Origin of the sequence: Rothia sp. HMSC061D12, from assembly GCF_001836735.1 — a bacterium.
In the GTDB taxonomy this organism is placed as follows: domain Bacteria; phylum Actinomycetota; class Actinomycetes; order Actinomycetales; family Micrococcaceae; genus Rothia.
On the sequence record NZ_KV830310.1, the window covers coordinates 1 to 17,345 of the forward strand.

16 protein-coding genes are annotated in these 17,345 nt (G+C 57.5%); 7 read left to right on the forward strand and 9 right to left on the reverse strand.

Going from position 1 to position 17,345, the window contains the following annotated elements; genetic code table 11:
- Nucleotides 1-204: 204 nt before the first annotated feature.
- Nucleotides 205-738, forward strand: coding sequence for a GTPase (locus tag HMPREF2682_RS08085; RefSeq protein WP_246823251.1), 534 nt, complete (start codon nt 205-207; stop codon nt 736-738).
- A 47-nt stretch (nt 739-785) separates the two neighbouring features.
- Nucleotides 786-2,219 (forward strand): D-mannonate dehydratase, encoded by a 1,434-nt coding sequence (locus HMPREF2682_RS08090; RefSeq protein WP_070633871.1) that lies wholly within the window; start codon nt 786-788, stop codon nt 2,217-2,219.
- A 24-nt stretch (nt 2,220-2,243) separates the two neighbouring features.
- On the opposite strand, the gene HMPREF2682_RS08095 is transcribed toward HMPREF2682_RS08090, so the two are convergent.
- A complete protein-coding gene (locus HMPREF2682_RS08095; protein ID WP_049354383.1) occupies nt 2,244-2,876 on the reverse strand; it encodes a LysE/ArgO family amino acid transporter in 633 nt (210 codons plus the stop codon).
- Between the two features lie 205 nt (nt 2,877-3,081).
- Here HMPREF2682_RS08095 and HMPREF2682_RS08100 point away from each other — a divergent pair, with 205 nt between their 5' ends.
- Nucleotides 3,082-3,999, forward strand: coding sequence for a LysR family transcriptional regulator ArgP (locus tag HMPREF2682_RS08100; protein ID WP_049354382.1), 918 nt, complete (start codon nt 3,082-3,084; stop codon nt 3,997-3,999).
- Nucleotides 4,000-4,481: 482 nt separating this feature from the next.
- On the forward strand, nt 4,482-5,024 hold the full coding sequence (locus HMPREF2682_RS09415) for a hypothetical protein (protein ID WP_141762627.1): 543 nt from the start codon (nt 4,482-4,484) through the stop codon (nt 5,022-5,024).
- Between the two features lie 117 nt (nt 5,025-5,141).
- Here HMPREF2682_RS09415 and HMPREF2682_RS08110 read toward each other — a convergent pair whose 3' ends face one another.
- The gene (locus HMPREF2682_RS08110) at nt 5,142-5,456 is read right to left on the reverse strand and encodes a cell division protein CrgA (RefSeq protein WP_070684535.1); all 315 of its coding nucleotides are present in this window, start codon (nt 5,454-5,456) and stop codon (nt 5,142-5,144) included.
- Nucleotides 5,457-5,615: 159 nt separating this feature from the next.
- On the opposite strand from HMPREF2682_RS08110, the gene HMPREF2682_RS08115 reads away from it, so the two are divergent.
- Genes HMPREF2682_RS08115 through HMPREF2682_RS08120 form a run of 3 tightly spaced genes read left to right on the forward strand, consistent with a single transcriptional unit; the run spans nt 5,616 to nt 7,193 of the window.
- Nucleotides 5,616-6,365, forward strand: a complete 750-nt coding sequence (locus HMPREF2682_RS08115) for a class E sortase (protein WP_070833115.1) — start codon at nt 5,616-5,618, stop codon at nt 6,363-6,365.
- Nucleotides 6,366-6,383: 18 nt separating this feature from the next.
- Entirely contained in the window at nt 6,384-6,545 is a 162-nt protein-coding gene (locus HMPREF2682_RS09490; RefSeq protein WP_005507386.1) for a hypothetical protein, read from the forward strand.
- A gap of 15 nt (nt 6,546-6,560) precedes the next feature.
- Nucleotides 6,561-7,193 (forward strand): aminodeoxychorismate/anthranilate synthase component II, encoded by a 633-nt coding sequence (locus HMPREF2682_RS08120; protein WP_070616218.1) that lies wholly within the window; start codon nt 6,561-6,563, stop codon nt 7,191-7,193.
- Nucleotides 7,194-7,387: 194 nt separating this feature from the next.
- On the opposite strand, the gene pknB is transcribed toward HMPREF2682_RS08120, so the two are convergent.
- The 7 genes from pknB to HMPREF2682_RS08155 are packed head-to-tail and all read right to left on the reverse strand — an operon-like array spanning nt 7,388 to nt 17,313.
- A complete protein-coding gene (pknB, locus tag HMPREF2682_RS08125) occupies nt 7,388-9,526 on the reverse strand; it encodes a Stk1 family PASTA domain-containing Ser/Thr kinase (protein ID WP_070833118.1) in 2,139 nt (712 codons plus the stop codon).
- A 47-nt stretch (nt 9,527-9,573) separates the two neighbouring features.
- The gene (locus HMPREF2682_RS08130) at nt 9,574-11,331 is read right to left on the reverse strand and encodes a protein kinase domain-containing protein (protein WP_005507383.1); all 1,758 of its coding nucleotides are present in this window, start codon (nt 11,329-11,331) and stop codon (nt 9,574-9,576) included.
- Nucleotides 11,328-12,767, reverse strand: coding sequence for a peptidoglycan D,D-transpeptidase FtsI family protein (locus HMPREF2682_RS08135; RefSeq protein ID WP_070833121.1), 1,440 nt, complete (start codon nt 12,765-12,767; stop codon nt 11,328-11,330). The genes HMPREF2682_RS08130 and HMPREF2682_RS08135 overlap by 4 nt, the downstream gene beginning before the upstream one ends.
- A complete protein-coding gene (locus HMPREF2682_RS08140) occupies nt 12,760-14,220 on the reverse strand; it encodes an FtsW/RodA/SpoVE family cell cycle protein (protein ID WP_005507381.1) in 1,461 nt (486 codons plus the stop codon). The genes HMPREF2682_RS08135 and HMPREF2682_RS08140 overlap by 8 nt, the downstream gene beginning before the upstream one ends.
- Entirely contained in the window at nt 14,213-15,982 is a 1,770-nt protein-coding gene (locus HMPREF2682_RS08145; RefSeq protein ID WP_070833124.1) for a PP2C family protein-serine/threonine phosphatase, read from the reverse strand. Before HMPREF2682_RS08145 ends, HMPREF2682_RS08140 begins: the two co-directional genes overlap by 8 nt.
- A 3-nt stretch (nt 15,983-15,985) precedes the next feature.
- Nucleotides 15,986-16,450, reverse strand: a complete 465-nt coding sequence (locus HMPREF2682_RS08150) for an FHA domain-containing protein FhaB/FipA (RefSeq protein WP_049357192.1) — start codon at nt 16,448-16,450, stop codon at nt 15,986-15,988.
- Nucleotides 16,450-17,313: an FhaA domain-containing protein gene (locus HMPREF2682_RS08155; protein ID WP_070833127.1), complete on the reverse strand. Its 864-nt coding sequence runs from the start codon at nt 17,311-17,313 to the stop codon at nt 16,450-16,452. The genes HMPREF2682_RS08150 and HMPREF2682_RS08155 overlap by 1 nt, the downstream gene beginning before the upstream one ends.
- Between the last annotated feature and the right edge of the window lie 32 nt (nt 17,314-17,345).

Below are 17,345 nucleotides of genomic sequence, written 5' to 3' on the forward strand. Positions count from 1 at the left end.
GTTCACTGTATGGTTTTTGGATAACAATCCAATAGGCAATAAAAAGAGCCCGCTTACGCGGGCTCTTTTGCTTTAACAGCTAAAGTTGGAAAAGGGGCAGACCCACGCGGGTCTGCCCCTTTTTTGTACCCTCAGAACCCCATGAATCTACCGGGCCCTCCAGAGAGGAGCGCACTGGGATAGAGTAGAACCATGCAATACCCCATGTTTTCCCACGCACCCGAGCAAATCGATCAGCAGCAACAGGCTAATGAAGAACGGACTGCGGCACTCTACGTAGAGAGCTCGCTGGAGCCTCACGAAGCATGGGCAGCACTCACCGAATACATTCACCTCTGGTGGCCCAGGCAGATCCTACAGAGCGAGGAAAGCCATATAGACCTCTCTACTGAGCTGCTGCTCGAAGAGACAGCAGACGGGGATATTATTCCTGTGGCACGCATTATCCAATGTGAGAATGAAGACGTCCTCACCATCGCACCCTACCCGGGTACATACCTGGGGCGCCTCATGGGAGTAGACGAAGATGCAGAAGAAAGCCTGAGCTTCATCCTGGATGCCCTAGCCCCGGAGACTGCAGAAGGACCGCTATCCCTACTCGAGATCAGTAGCGGCACCTACACAGGTCGTGAGGACGAGGAACTAGGAATCTACGAGGGACACGAAGAAGCGGCTGCGCTACTCATGGGCGCATACGCTCGCTTTATTGGATCTGAGCTCGAGAAAGAAGAACTCTAAAAGGTACATAATCAAAGGGCCTGCTCGACCCTGTAGAGTGGTATGTCATGAGCACACAGGAGCAGAACACCGCACAGCAGAAGGACGCACGCCCCATCTGGGCGCGGCTGCGCACTAAAGCTGTGGCAGAAGAGGCACAACCTCAGCGCTACAGCAAGACTGATGTGCTGAAGCAGAGCAATATCTGGTTCCGCAAACAGGGCGTACCCCTCATCATTCCTGCACGTCAGCGTGCTCTCGATGCGTTCCCCCGCTCCGTACCCTGGATCCTGTGGGCGAGTATCATGCACGTCTGCTATATCTTCCTACGCGATATCCTCATTCTCGTAGTTGATAACGCAAATGGTTCCCTCCCGGAATACATTAAAGCCATCACGACCAACACCGCGCTCAGCGATGAAGTGCTACCCATGCTGGTGCTCGGTGGTATCTTCCTCGTGATGCCGATAATCTCCGGTGTGTTCATTACTCTTGCCCATATACTCATGGTCCGCACCCCGCAGTGGGTTCAAATCACCACGGGTATTCTTACCGTACTTTTTGCCGGCATGCTCTTTGTCGCCAGTGTCTTTGAATCCAGCAGCCTCGACGGCCTCGACTTCGTCTACGACGGTTCCCAAGTATTCCCGCTCATCGTTGTGGGCATCTACCTCGCCATCTTCCTCGGCGTAGACACCATCCTAGGGTGGTCCTTCAAACATGCCATCCACCAGCTCGCCTCCCTGCCACCCATGATTGCGAAAGTACTACCCGTACTCATGGTGTCCGTGCTCTTCATCTTCGTGAACGCAGACCTCTGGAAGCTCGCCAACAGGCTCAGCTTCCCGCGCACCTGGGCTGTTCTGGGGCTCATGGGACTCCTCGCCGTGTTCGTGATCGTCACGACCTCCCTAGAGCGCACAGCGCGCCTTCTGGGCCGCAATAGAGGCGACGACATTGCAAGCTTTACCGAGAACGACTACGAACGCGCCGCGGCCCTCGAAGGGGGAATCTGGAACACCGTCCAAGACTGGGTCGAAGAGAAGAAAATCCTCGAACACCGACCCCTCAAAATTGCGTCCTGGGGCAACCTTATCATCATCCCTATGATTGGGCAGATTATTCAGGCGAGCCTCTTTATGTTGCTCGTCTTCGGGTTCTTCATGGGGTTCTCCTCCATCGCCATTAGCGACACCACCATCGAATCCTGGATGACCGTCAAACCCGAACACCTCAAAATCCTCGGCGTAGACACCAACATCAACGCCGTGGTCATCAAGGTGTCCATGATCGTTGCCGTGTTCTCCGGGCTCAGCTTCGTCGCAACCACCAGTAGCGACGAAAAATACGCCCGAAGCTTCCTCAAACCCATGATCGAGCGAATCAAGCACATCCTGGTTATTCGCGATATCTACCTGGGCCTGCTTACCATGCCCAAAAACGAGGTACTCATAACCCTCGAAGAGGAGAAGAGCGCGGAAAAGGAGACCGACAAGGCATAAAAGGGCTCCTCAGGGGGGTAGAAGCTAGTGGGTCGACAGGTTCATCGTCAGCAGATTGAACACCAGGTATGCCATCAGAAGTGCCGTCGCCCCATCCAAAACACGCCATGCCGAAGGACGCGCAAAGAGCGGACGAAGCAGACGCGAACCGTACCCCAGCCCCAAAAACCAGATAATACTACCGCAGCAGCACCCCAGGTAGTACCACCAACGGCCAGGATCGCCCTGGGCGTTCGCCAGCGAACCCAAAAGAATAGTCGTATCCAACCACGCCAGCGGATTCAAATACGTCACCGCCGCCGTGGTCAGCAGAGCCGCCTTCAACGACTGAGAATCGCCCTCCGCATCATCCACCACGATGGAATGCGGGGTAAACACACGCCGCCCAGCCTCAAAACCAAACCACGCCAAAAACGCCGCACCCACATAACGGAACACCTCAATGAACCACGGTGCCGCATCCAACAGAGCGCCCAGGCCCACCACGCCCAAGCCAATCATCAGAGCATCCGACAGAATGCAGAAAATAATGATTGGGGTAATATGCCGACCCAAAATACCCTGACGCAGCACAAAAGTTCCCTGGGCACCAATAGCCGCCACCAGAGAAATCGTGGTGGTAGCACCCAGAAACAGCAGGGACAGGGAGGTGGACATGGTGAAACTTTCTATGCGGGTCAAACGGGGCGCGGGCTTCGCGGATATGCGGGTGGTGGCTCCTCTAATACCAGCTTGCCAGGCAAAAGCATGCGACACAGGGATTATTGCCCCGATAGCTAGAGTGTGAAGCGCCAGAGACGAGAATACGGGAAAACAAACCCTAAATCTATCTAAATATTTTCACACTGCGTAAGATATTCTTATGACACGTTTCAGTACCGACCAGCTCTCCACCTTTGCCGCCGTCATCGAATACGGCACTTTCGATGCCGCGGCAGATGTTCTGCGAGTGAGCCCCTCCGCCATCTCCCAGCGCATCAAAGCCATGGAACAGATCGCCGGAAAGGTCCTGCTACGTCGAAGCAACCCCGTCACCCCCACCGACGCCGGACAAAGCGTGCTGCGCATCGCCCGACAGAGCGAATTCCTGCAGCAAGAAATGGAACGCGAACTCATGGGTGCCGGCGGCTTTCAGAGCGTCTCCGTGGCGGTCAACGCCGACTCACTCGCCACCTGGTTCATCGACGCCGTCGGAACCCTCAGCCGCGAAGACAGCATCTTCTGCGACCTGCGACGAGAAGGCGAATTCCACTCATCCGCCATGCTCCGCTCCGGAGAAGTCATGGCTGTTATTACCTCCAAACCCGAAAAAATCCCCGGCTGCTCCGTTGAAACCCTCGGAGTGGCACGCTACTGGTGCGTCGCAACCCCCGACTACGTACAGCGATACCTACCCGGCTGGCCCAAGCGCGTAAGCCGCGAAGAGCTCAACCGTGCCCCCGTCGTCGAATACGACCGCAAAGACTTCGTGCAGGACGTAGCGCGAGTCCTCATTGAACAAGAAGTAGGTCTGGAGGCTGAAGAAACTTTCACCCAGAGTCCCACCATCTACATTCCCTCCTCCCCGGACTATGCGCGCGCCGTCAGCGCCGGTATCGCTTGGGGTCTCATTCCCGAAGCGCAATGCGCCGAAGAGCTCGCAAGTGGGCACCTCGTGAAGCTCGCCGCAACCCCCGTGGAATTCCCCCTCTACTGGCAGCGCTGGAACATCAACTCGCCCGTCATGGAAACCGTAACTCGCCGCGTCCACGAAGCGGCACGAGGCGACCTGATCTACTAGAAGAGGATGGCTCCGTGAGCTATATGGAACGCCACCAGGTGGCTCTCTACCTCGCCTCCATGGCCGTGGGAGGTGCCAGCGCGGGGCTGAGTGGGTGGAGCCTAGTTTCTGAGCAGCTCGTGCCCTACGCGCTCGGTGCGCTCCTGTGGACCAACTTCGCTCTCATGCCTCTAGTCGGCATGAGTGTCGGTCAGCATAAGAGGCTCGCTCGCACGGTCGTGCTGGTGGCTACCCTTGGAACCCCGATTCTAGTTGCGCCTCTGGTCTCCCTCTTCATTCCCGAAGGTGGTCCCGTTGCTCTAGCGGCAGTGATTGTTTTGCTGACTCCCTGCGTGGATTACGTTGTGGTTTTTACATGTATTGCTGGAGGGGAATATCGCGGTTTACTGGCGGCAACGCCCTACCTGCTTGGCGCCCAAATCATTTCTATTCCAGTATGGACTAGTGTATATGTATATATGAGAATATTAGATATTGGGGCGGTGGGAGAAATATTCCCCCTTCCCGCTGAAAGCTACCTCAGCCTGGCACCGCTCATCGTGCCCCTGGTAGCCGCCTACCTCGCGCAACGATGGTCAACCCGCTCACCACAACGCCACCAAACCTACGAACGCGTGCGCACCATGAGCGATACCGCGATGATTCCCCTCATGTGCCTGCTCCTTGCGCTCATGTGCTCCGCCTACACCCCGGCGGTACTGAACGAAACGCAGCTCATTCCCCGACTCGCCGGACTCTACCTCACCTACGCCATCCTTGCAGGAGGCGCCGCATGGTTCCTCAGTAAGGTGATGAGCCGACCGGAGCGCATCTCCGTAACCTTCAGTGCGGTCACCCGCAACGCCCTCATCATCTACCCCGTCGTCGCGCTCTGCGCACAACGCCTGGCACACAACGGGAACCCCGAAGTGAGCCTCATGGGCGCCACCGTACTCACTCAAACCCTCACCGAGCTGCTCATCATGGTCGCCATGACCGCAATCTTCCGGGTCAGAACAAAGACAGGTAGCGTGCAGGATCTCTAACCCCAGCCCGGCCAAACAGGCGAAACATATAGAGAGGCGGCCGCCCCACACGGGACGACCGCCTCTCTATAAGCTCTAACGCCTAAGCCCTAGTGCCTAAGTCTTAACGTCTAAGTCTTAACGCCAGCGAGTCATCATCAGCATGCTCACCATCATGGCGCCCACACCAACGCTCACGTTCCACATACCCAGATCAGGAATCGGGAACAGGCCCTGCGTAATGTAGAAAATAATAATCCACAGAATGCCCACCGCCAACAGCGAGAACATAATCACGCGGTACCACAGCGGAGTCTGCTCCTTCAGCTGCGTGCCGCTCTCCATCTCACGAGCAATCTCACGCAGACGCAGCTCGCTCGCATCCTCCACCTCAGACTTAGCAGACTTCTGAGACTTCTTCTTGGACGATGCCTTAGCCGAGTTGGTCGACATACTTCCTCCGCTTATTGTTGTATGGGTAACCTAAAAATATATGTTCACACCTATCTTTGCAGACTTACGGGATGATTTCACCTTCTCCCCGCGTTGAAAGATAAGGAACGCCACCCGGCGCCCAAGAACATACACAACCCAGAGGACAGAGGAGAACGCATGAGTCAAGGAACGGCACCCACCGCAGAGCGCCGCCCCCGTAGCGTGCTGCACTGGGTCATCCAGATTACAGGCGAACTCCTCATCACCATCGGAGTCGTACTGCTCCTCTTCGTTGCCTGGCAGCTCTGGTGGACCAACATCGACGCCGACCGCACCCAATCCCAAGCCGTCAGCACCCTCGTTCAGGAGTTCGACTCCAACCCTGCCGAACCCATCCCCGACTGGGACCCCAACACCCCGCCCGCCGGTCTGAGCGAACCCGGCCACGGTGAAGTCTTCGGCGTCGTCTACATCCCCAAGTTCGGATCCGACTACCAGCGCCCCGCAACCCAGGGCACCAGCTCCGACGTGCTCGACTCCCTCGGACTCGGCCACTACGAAGGAAGCGCCATGCCCGGTCAGGTCGGCAACTTCTCCCTCGCAGGCCACCGCCAAACCCGCGGCAAAGTCCTCAACGACATCGACCTGCTCACCGAAGGCGACCACATCTACGTGCGCACCAAAGACGGCTACTACACTTACACCGTCTACAGCCACGAAATCGTGCAGCCCGACCAAGTAGAAGTCATCGAACCCGTCCCCGGACAGCCCGGCGTAGCACCCACCGAGCGCCTCCTGACGCTCACCACCTGCCACCCGCGCTACGGTGACACCGAACGATACATTGTCCACGCCCGCTTCGAATCGTGGCGGCCCGCAGCAGCCGGAGCGCCCGCAGAAATTGCCGCCTCCGTCGCAAAATCCTGAATCTGAGAGGAAAAACAGATGTACGCATGGATTTTCCGCCACCTCCCCGGCCCCCTGTGGGTTCGCATCATTATCGCCATCGTGCTGATACTCGCCGTAGTCTACCTGCTCATGGAATTCGTCTTCCCCCACTTCGCAGAGTACGGCCCCTTCAACCTGAACGTCACCATCAACCATTAGCGCTAAGGACGTGCCATGACCCGCATCCTTGTTATCGACAACTACGACAGCTTCGTCTTCACCCTCGTCGGCTACATCCAGCAGCTCGGCGCTGAAACCACCGTCATCCGTAACGACGAATACGAACTCGACGAAGTCATCAAGCTCGCCGAAGAACACGACGGCGTGCTCGTCTCTCCCGGCCCCGGTGCCCCCGCAGAGGCAGGCGTCATCATCGACACCATCCGCTGGGCCGCGGAAGCGAAGAAGCCGCTGCTGGGCGTCTGCCTCGGCCACCAGGCCATCGCAGAGGCATTCGGCGGCACCGTCACCCACGCCCCCGAACTGATGCACGGCAAGACCTCCCGCCTCGTGCACGAGAACGTCTCCGTGTTCAAGGACGTGCCCTGCCCCTTCACCGCGACCCGCTACCACTCCCTGGCGGTCGTACCCGAAACCATGCCCGACGTTCTGGAAACCACCTCCACCACCGATAACGGCATCATCATGGGTCTGCGCCACCGCGAGGCCCCCATGCACGGCGTGCAGTTCCACCCCGAATCGGTGCTGACCGAAAGCGGATACCTCATGCTCGGCAACTGGCTCGAAGAAACCGGTCTGCAGGGAGCCGCAGAGCGCGCTAAGAGCCTCTCGCCCCTCATGGCCTAGTACTTCTAGCTTAGAAGCCCTCAGTGGCTTATATCGCCTCCAGAAGCCCCGTAGCAGGCATGCTACAGGGAAACTGGAGGCGATAACTTTACCCCTGCACACTTCCTAACCCGAACCCAGGTACACAAAAAGGGGCGGCACCCCACACCCAACGGTGTGGAGCGCCGCCCCTTTTTGCTAACCGCTAGAACCCCTTAACGGGCATTCGCGTTAGCGTTTGCATTAGTTGCGTTGTCCGCATTGGTATTCGCGTTAGTACCCTGAATCGTACGGGTACCCGCAGTAGCGGACGCAGCCGGTGCCGGAGTAGCCGTAGCGGTAGAACGCTGCTGGTTCTGGTTACCGGTCGCTGCCGCAGGCTGAGTAGCCTGCTGGTTAGCCGCGGTAGAACGCTGCTGGTTACCAGTAGTAGCGTTCTGGTTACCGGTCGCTGCCGCAGGCTGAGTAGCCGCAGTAGTCGGAGCGGTCGTCTGAGTCGGGGTAGCAGCCACACGGATCGTCACAGTGCTGTTCTGAGCCACCAGAGTACCTGCCGCAGAGCTCTGCGAAATCACAGTGCCCGCAGGACGCTCGTTAGTCTGAACAGTCTCAATGTTGGTGTTCAGCAGAACATCCTGAGCGGTCAGGGCAGCAATCGCCTGATCCTTGGTCAGACCCACCAGCGAGGGGACCTTTACCTTACCGGACGACAGGACAATGTTCACGGTGCTACCAGCCTCAACGGTCTGAGCGCCCTTATCGTCGGTCGAGCCCTTCTCCGGGGACAGCTCCACAACCATACCTGCAGGAACGGAAGCGCTCTCCACAGTGGAGACGCGGCCATCCACCAGACCCAGGTCCTTCAGAGCGTTACGGACATACGCCTCACTCTGACCCTGCAGGTTATCCGGCAGCTTGACCTTCTCCGGACCGTTCGAAACAGTCACAACAACGGTCGAGCCCTTATTGACCTTAGAACCAACACCCGGCTCAACGCTGATAACGTCGCCCTTCTTGACGTTGTCCGAGTAGCCCTGACGGTACTCCAGCACGAAGCCCAGGTTACGCAACTGGTTCTCGGCATCATCGCGGGAAACATTCACCACAGCCGGAACCGGAACCTGCGGAACCTCATTCAGCTTGTTCTGGTAGTACAACACCGAGCCGACACTGAAGAACAGCAGAGCCGCAATCAGAGTACCCACAAGGAAACGAACCCACGCACGCTTACGCGGCGAAGACTCATCGTACTCTGCGTATTCCTCATCGTCGTACAGTTCCTCATCGTCTTCATACTCGAAGAAGCCGTTGAGACCGCCATCCTCCACCGAAGCCTCAGTAATCGAGGTGGTGTACGGGGCGTAATCCTCACCCAGGGAAGCAGTAGTCGCCGAAGGAACAAAAGCAGTAGTCATCGCTGCATCCTGAACCACGGTCTCTTCACCCGGGCGAACAACCGATACCAGAGCCTGAGCGAACTCAGCCGCGCTCTGATAACGCTCATCCGGGTTCTTCGCCAGACCCTTCAGAATCACAGCATCCAGACCAGCAGGAACCTCAAGCGGGGTGAACTTGCTCGGAGGCTCAGGGGCATCCGAAAGATGCTTAGCCGCCAGATCAACATTCGACTCAGCATCAAACGGAGAACGACCAGCAATCATCTCGTAAATCACGCAAGCAGCAGAGTACAGATCGCTACGGGCGTCAACTTCCTTGCCGCTCACTTGCTCAGGGGACATGTAGCGTGCGCTACCCATCACCACATTAGCCTTGGTCAGCGCCTCGCCAGCTTCCTCAATGGCACGGGAAATACCGAAATCCATGACCTTGATCTGGCCCGGCTGACCCTTAGCGATATCCTCGCTGGTACGCTCCAGCACCATAATATTCGCCGGCTTAATATCGCGGTGAATGATGCCCATCGAGTGGCTGTACTGCAAAGCACCCAGCAGCTGCTCGGAATAACCCAAAGCATCACGGACCGGCAGATGACCGCCACGGGACAGGATGGAACGCAGAGTATGACCCTCCACGTACTCCATCACGATATAAGGAATAGCGGTGCCCTCTTCCGAAGAAGCAGACTCCCCACCATCCTGCGAAGGGTTATACGAACCGGTGTCATAGACAGCAACAATCGCAGGATTGTTCAGAGACGCCACAGCCTCCGCCTCACGCTTAAAGCGTGCGCGGAACGTATCGTCCTGGGCCTGCTCCGGGCGCAGAATCTTAAGCGCAACCTTGCGGCCGAGGCGAGTATCCTCAGCAGCATAAACGGTTGCCATCGCACCGGTACCGATTACCTCGAGTACCTTGTAACGGTTATCAACCGTGTCGGGAACCGACAGGTCCATAAGTTCTCCTGGATCACTAAGACTAAAACTAAATCAAAATGTAGGGGCTAACGCGCCGACGCGGAAGCGGAAGCAGAAGCCGACGCAGACGGTGCAGCAGAAGCGCTCGCACTCGAACCCCTACCCGAACTGGAAGAGGCCACATACATGTCTACATTACTACCAACCGTGACCTTGGTGCCAGATGAGGGGGTAGTACGAAGCACCGTACCGGGGGCCGCAGTGTCCGAATTCTCATAATGCAGAGAAACATTCACACCCAGAGCGGCAACAGCCTTCGACGCCTCATCAACATTCTTACCCTCAAGGTTCGACGGCAAAGTCACCGACTTCGGACCGGTTGAATAGCGAACAGTTACGCTATTACCCTGCTCCAAAGTACCCGTCGGAGAAACCGAAATCACCGTGTTCTCCGGCTGAGTCGACTCAACACCCTCAGTCTTGGGAGACAGACCAAGGTTCTTCAGCTCGTTCACTGCATCCTGCAGCTCGCGACCCTCATAGTTAATCGCGTTGACGGTCACCTTCTGCTTTGCGGCACGGGCAGAAGCAGACTCAGTCGGCTCCACCGTAGAAACGGTACCCGTATTCGTCGGAACAGCAGACGAAGAAGCGCTCGGAACCGGATCAGTCGAACCGCCACCATTATTGGAGGAGAGGACCGTCCAAATACCGCCGGCAATCAGCACGATTGCCAGAAGCAGAGCAACCCACATCCACACGTTCGGGCCACGCTTCGCTGCAGGAGCGGGAGTAGACTTCACGCGACCCGATACAGGACGCATCGTCTGCTCACTCGTGCGAGGAATCGGCGCCGTCGTCGGCTCCGGCGAGAAACGACCACCAGAACCGAAACGCGGAGTAGCAGAAGCACTAATCGGCTCAGCCGCAACATCCATAGCGGTCATCGCGACAGTAGCGTCGTCAGCGTTCTCCTCAGCCAAGAACTGAGCCAAAGAAGGAACAGCCTTCACCGCAGCCTTCAGGTCGCGGCGACGAATCGCATCCACCGCAGAAGCCAAAGCGGTCGCATCCTTAGGACGCTGAGCCGGGTCCTTAGCCAGCAGGCACATAATCAGCGCACGAGCAGGAGCCGGAATAGTCTCCGGAAGCGGCGGCGGCGGATCATTCACCTGAGCCAACGCAATCGCAATCTGCGACTCACCCGTAAACGGACGACGACCCACCAGGCACTCATAACCGATAATGCCCAACGAGTACATATCCGAAGACGCGGTGGCCGCCTGACCGGTTGCCTGCTCCGGCGCCAAATACTGGGCAGTGCCCATCACCTGGCCGGTAGCCGTCAACGGCACCTGGTTAGCCAGACGAGCAATACCGAAGTCAGTCACCTTCACACGGTCATCCGGAGTGATGATGAGGTTACCCGGCTTTACGTCACGATGCACTAGACCCTGCGAATGAGCCGCAGCCAACGCACGAGCGGTCTGAGCAATGAAGTTCAGAATACGATCGGGCGGCAAGGTGGTCTCGTGCTCGATAATGCTCGAGAGCGGATTACCCGGCACCAGCTCCATGACCAGGTACGCGGAGTTGTCCTCCTCGCCGTAGTCGAAAACGTTCGCTACGCCGGGGTGGTTCAACAGCGCCGTATTACGGGCCTCAGCGCGGAAACGCTCCAAGAAGCCCGGGTCACCGGTGTACTCCTCCTTGAGGATCTTGACCGCAACGATGCGCCCAAGCACCTTGTCGCGAGCTTTCCACACCTCGCCCATACCGCCAATCGCGATACGTTCGGTTAGGGTGTAGCGCCCGCCCAAAGTGATATCAGCCGCAGGCCTCACTTGTTCAACACCGCCTCAAAGAGTTGCTTACTAGTACTGGTTGCCAACTGGGCACCGGTCGCCACATCAATATCCTCGTAGACCACAGCAATCGCAATCTGAGGATCATCAGCCGGCGCGAAACCGGTAAACCAAGAATTATTCAAACCTGCCGTGGTCTCCGCGGTACCGGTCTTACCCGCCACCTTCACACCGGAGACACCGGCATTACGTGCAATACCATTATCAACCGCATTCACCATCCACTGCTTCACCTGGTTAGCAACTTCAGGGCTAGTGGACGTACGCAACTTCTCAGGAGAGAACTCCTGCAAAGTGCTCAGGTTGCTGGTCTTCACCGAACGAATCAGGTTCGGCTTCATCTGCACGCCGCCATTTGCAATCGCCGCAGAAGTCATCGCCACCTGCAACGGAGTGGTCTTCACGTCGTACTGACCAATCGCCGACTGAGCCAGCTGGCTCTGCGTCAGATTCGACGGGAAAGAAGACTTGGAAACCGTCAAAGGAATCTTCAAATCCTGGCCGTAACCAAAATTCTCAGCGGTCTTCGCGATACGCTCCTGACCCAAGTCCATCGCAATCTGCGCAAACGGCGTATTACAGGACTGAGCTAAAGCCCACTCAATTGTCGCCTGAGTGCGGGTCGAACACTGACCGCCCGTATAGTTCGGCAGGCTAATGTTCGTACCCGGTAGAGGCAACTGAGCGGGGTTCGCAATGACCGAAGACGCATTGTACTTGCCGGACTCCAGCGCCGCCACCGCATCAATAATCTTGAAGGTCGAACCCGGCGAATAGGTATTACCCGCAATCGCACGGTTAAACAGGGGGCTGTCCTCGTCAGACGTCAGCGCCTGATAATTCGCCAAAACCGAAGAGCTCGTATGAGACGACAGAAGATTCGGATCATAGGACGGCGAAGAAGCCATCGCCAGAATCTCACCGGTCTTCGGGTTCAACGCCACCACAGCACCCTTACGGCCCTGCAACGCGTTATAGGCAATATCCTGAAGCTTCGAATTAATCGTCAGCTCCACGCTAGCACCCTGCGCGGAAGAACCGCTAAACAGCTGCGCCACACGGTCGTAGAACTGGCTATCGCTCGTACCCGCAAGCTCCTTATCGAGTGCAGCCTCCAGGCCGGTCGCGCCATAAATCGTGGAGAAATAACCCGTCAGAGCCGCATACTTGAGCGGGTGGTTATACACACGCTGGTAGTTGTACTCATCATCGGACTTCACCGACGAAGCAATCTCCGTACCGTCAACCACAATCGAACCACGTGCCGAACCGTAATTGTCGTAGAGCGCTCGAGAATTCCACTGATTATTCATCAGCGTCTTCGAATCGAAGAACTGAATATAGCTGAGGGTACCCATCAGCAGGACAAACACGCACGCGGCAGACATCCACATGCGGCGAATAGCCCTATCCATTCTTCTCACCTCCAGAATCCTTAGCCGTAATACGCGCCAGAACGCTAGTAGCACCCTCCGGCTCGTAGCTAGTGTCCGCATGGTCAATACCCTGCGGAGCATCGTAACCAGCCACCAGGTGAGGTGCACGGGCACTATGAGAAATCGACAGCCACAGCGCCACAATAATCCAGTTAGCCACCAACGAGGAGCCACCGGCAGACATGAAAGGAGTCGTCAGACCGGTCAGCGGAATCAAACGAGTCACGCCACCAATCACCACGAACAGCTGCAGAACCATGACCGTAGACAGGCCGGCAGCCAGCAACTTACCGAAACCATCACGAGTACCCAACGCCGCACGGTAACCGCGCGAGACCAGGAGCATGAACATCATCAGGATCGCACCCAGACCAACCAGGCCCAGCTCCTCACCCAACGAGGAAATAATCATGTCCGAGTTAGCGTACGGGACGAGGTTCGCGCGGCCCTGACCCCAACCGCGGCCAAAAAGACCGCCGTAAGCCAGACCAAAAACGCCCTGCAGGATCTGACCCGAACCGCCAGGAGACGCCTGGTAAATCTCCGGATCAAAAGCGTGCACCCACGCATAAATACGGGCATGCACGTGCGAGACATAGTGGTACGCGAAATAGCCACCCACAGCCATACCAATACCCGCAACCACCAGCCACGAAATACGACCGGTCGACAGGTACAGCATCGCCATGAACAGACCAAAGAACATGATTGCCGAACCAAGGTCCTTCTGGAACACCAGAACACCCAGGCTCACAATCCACGCCAAGAACACCGGCGCCAAATCACGCAGACGCGGCAGATTAATCGGACCAATACGGCGGCCAGCCACCAGAATCAGGTCACGGTGCGTCGCCAAATAGCCAGCGAAGAAAATCGCCAAAGTAATCTTTGCGACCTCACCCGGCTGGAACGTGCGGTTACCGATATGAATCCAAATACGAGCACCATTGAGCTCCATACCCAGACCCGGAACCAGCGGCATGATGAGCAGAATCATCGACAGCACCAGCGAGGTGTACGTGACCTTACGCAGCAGGCGGTAATCCCTGAGCACGAACACGATAATCGCGCACAGCACCATCGACACGCCGGTCCACATCAGCTGACCATCACCCACCGGAGCCGCAATCTGCGGATCCAGACGATAAATCATGGTCAAACCAATACCGTTCAACGCCACCACCAGCGGCAGAATAAACGGATCAGCATAACGCGCGCGGAACTGCATGACCAGGTGAATCAGAAGAGCGCCAGCGCCCAGCACCACCGTGCACGGCAGCCACTGGCTCTTCGACGTATCAAAAGCATGCTCCGGATCAATCAGATACATGCCGAACGAGCTGATACCCACCGCCAAAACCAGCAGAAAAAGCTCCGTGAAACGGCGTGCACGAGGCGCATCCGACTCACGACGGAACGAGAACTTAGCCATTATTCTCACCGCCTACCGCAGCAGGAGCCTCCGAAGAAGCCTGCTCAGGAGCCGGGGACGCCGAATCAGAGCCCGGTGCCCCAGAGGTCGGAGCCTCACTAGGTGCCACAGAGCTCGGGGAAGCGGAAGCCGATGCCGAGGCAGAAGCAGAAGCAGCGGCCTGCTCAGCCTTCTCACGCGTCTGATCCGCTTGAGTCTTCAAACGAGACACAATCTGGTGCGCATCATCCAGGTCCTTCGCCGTAATCGCATTACGCAACAAAGAACGCGTATGATCGCTCAGCTCACTCGTAGGAATATCGGTATTCTCCACCACGTGAGAAAGGCGAATCGGGCCCAACGCATGCGGAATACCGTTATACACCGCAACCGTGCCGTCACTCTCACCCACATAGTAGCTACGCTCCACATAGCGCAGACCGGTCCACGCAGCCAACGTCAAAACAGCCGCAACCAGCAGAGCAATGAACAAGCGAATCGGCCAAGACCGCGGACGCGAACGCTCCTCAGTGTCCTCAGCGATCAGCTCCTCCAGCTCAGCCGGCAGGGCCGCCTCATCAGACTCAACCTTCAACGGCACACGCTGAGCCACCGTCGCACGATGCTCCAGGGTACGAGAAGTTACCGCCGGAATCATGCCGGTCTCAGTAGCCACCGAAGCGGCACCAACCAGCTGATGCGGGCGGGAACCCAACTCGCTACGCAAAATCGCAGCGTTCGTAAGAGCCGCGTCCACGGCATTATCGTACGTACCGATATGGTGACGCACCGCCCCAGAACCACTGTGCAGCAGGGTGCCAGAGAAGTCACGAGCACGGCGGAAACGGCGCAACGACCGACGATAACGCTCCTCAGGATCCTCATCATGGTGCGCACCCAAAATAGCCTCAGCAGCCTCAGCCGTGGCAGCAACCTCGGGAAGCTTCTGAGTGTTCGTGCTGACCTCCTGCTCCGCCACAATCGAATCAGGCAGAGCAGACTCAGGCAGGCTCGAAGGACCCACCGGCTCATCCACCGGCAGAACCTCACGGTCAATCACCTGCAGAGACACAACCGTCACGTTATCCGGAGCGCCACGCTCCAAAGTCATCGCAATCAGAGTGTCAGCAATCTCCGACAGGTCATCGGTAGAACGCATGACCTGCTCAATCTCCGACAGGGACACCACAGCATCCAAACCGTCCGAAGAGAGCACCCAGCGCTCGCCGGGAACAGCGTCCAGAGTCTTTAACTCCAGCTCGGGGGACGCATCAACGTCACCCAGAACGCGCATAATCACGTTCTTATGCGGGTGGTTCTCCGCCTCCTGCGGGGTAATACGACCCTCATTGAGCAGGCGCTGCACAAAGGTATGGTCAGTAGAAATCTGCTCAAACTCGCCATCAGCACCCGGGCGCAGACGATACGCACGCGAGTCACCAATATGAGCCAGCTCAATGCAGTCACCGTCAATCAGCAGGGCAGTACAGGTCGTACCCATACCCGCCAGCTGCGGATCATTTGCCGCCAGCTCATTAATAATCAGGTTCGCGCTCTGAATCTCATCAGCCAGGTAAACGCTGCCGGTACCATCCTCAAAATCAGGGTGATCAAGCGGAGTCAGGTTCAGAACCGTCGTAGCCGACGCGACATCGCCGCCCACGTGGCCGCCCATGCCGTCAGCAACGACAGCAAGGAAACGACCACCGTAGCCGGAGTCATCGTTCTTCGAGCGTTTCAGACCCGTATCAGAGCGGGCCTCAAAACGAAAAGCAATCTTCATACACTAGCCCCTCAACTGCATGGTGGTACCGCCAACGCGGAAATCATCACCGGGCTCAATCGGGGTCGCACGAGTCAGACGCTCGCCATTGACGAACGTACCATTAGTAGAATTCAAATCCTCCAGGAACCAACGGGAACCCTGAGGGAACAGACGCGCATGGCGACCCGAGGCATAATCATCCTGCAGGGACACCTCAATGTCATTAGCGCGGCCAATAGTAATCGGCTGGTCGCCCAGCTGCATCATGGCGCCAGCCTGCGCGCCGGCAGTAATCACAAGCTGCGAAGGGCGAGTCGGCGGAGGCGCAATATGGGTAGCCTCCGGAACCGCATCAACCGGTGCCGCACGATAGTTCTTGCCCAAACCCAGGTCACGGCGAGCCGCCGAAACCACCAGGAAAACAAAGAACCAAATCAGAGCCAGAAAAGCGTAACGAAGGATAGTAACGGTCAATTCAGATGCCATTAACGGACACCTCCGGTCGAACTATGGAAGATGATGCGGGTATTACCCATGCGAAGCAGTGAACCGTTCGCCAGCACCACCGGCGCACGCAGAGGCGCACCATTAATCAACGTGCCGTTGGTAGAACCCATATCGGTGGCGACCACCGCACCACCCTGCATCGAAAGCTGCAGGTGACGGCGAGAAACACCCTTATCGTCCAGACGAAAATCAGCATCAGAACCGCGGCCCAGCACAAACGGCAGGTGGTTCACCGGGTGCATGCGACCCTCAATCTCCAAGAAGAAACGGGGTGCAGCCGTTGCCGGGGGTGCTACAGGCATGTTCGGGCGCGCCGCAGGAACCTGCTGAGGCGCAGGCTGAACAGGCTGCGCCGGCTGAGCAGCCGGCTTCGTAATGCGGGTCGGCAAAGAAGACTCACGCGGCGGACGCACCGGCGCATAGTTAGTAGCACCACGCAAAGACGGGGACGCCGGAGCCTCCGGCACAGAGAACGGCTCGAAGGTCGCAACAACCTCAAACTCGCCCTCAGAGAGAGAATCAAGAACGTTGAAGGTCACGCGAACCGCACCAATCAGGGTGTAACCCTGCGCGCGGGCGTGCGAAATCGCCAAATCGCACAGCTCAACAGCGAACGGGTTGCCCCACTCGCGTACGCGAGGGAAATCAACCGGTGCGAAACGGAGAGTATAGACATTAGGAGCCATAGTGCGGCCACTGCCGTCCACGTAGGACTCGTCATCCATCATGATGCGGACGCGGTTAGCGACATCCGCCTTCGCAAAGGTGCCGAAGCCCTTGGAAAGGCCGACAGTGCGACCGATGCCTTGCTCCAGCTTGCCCAGCTTGTCGAAAAACTTCATGCCGCCTCCTTCTCAACGACCATTCCGAGCAA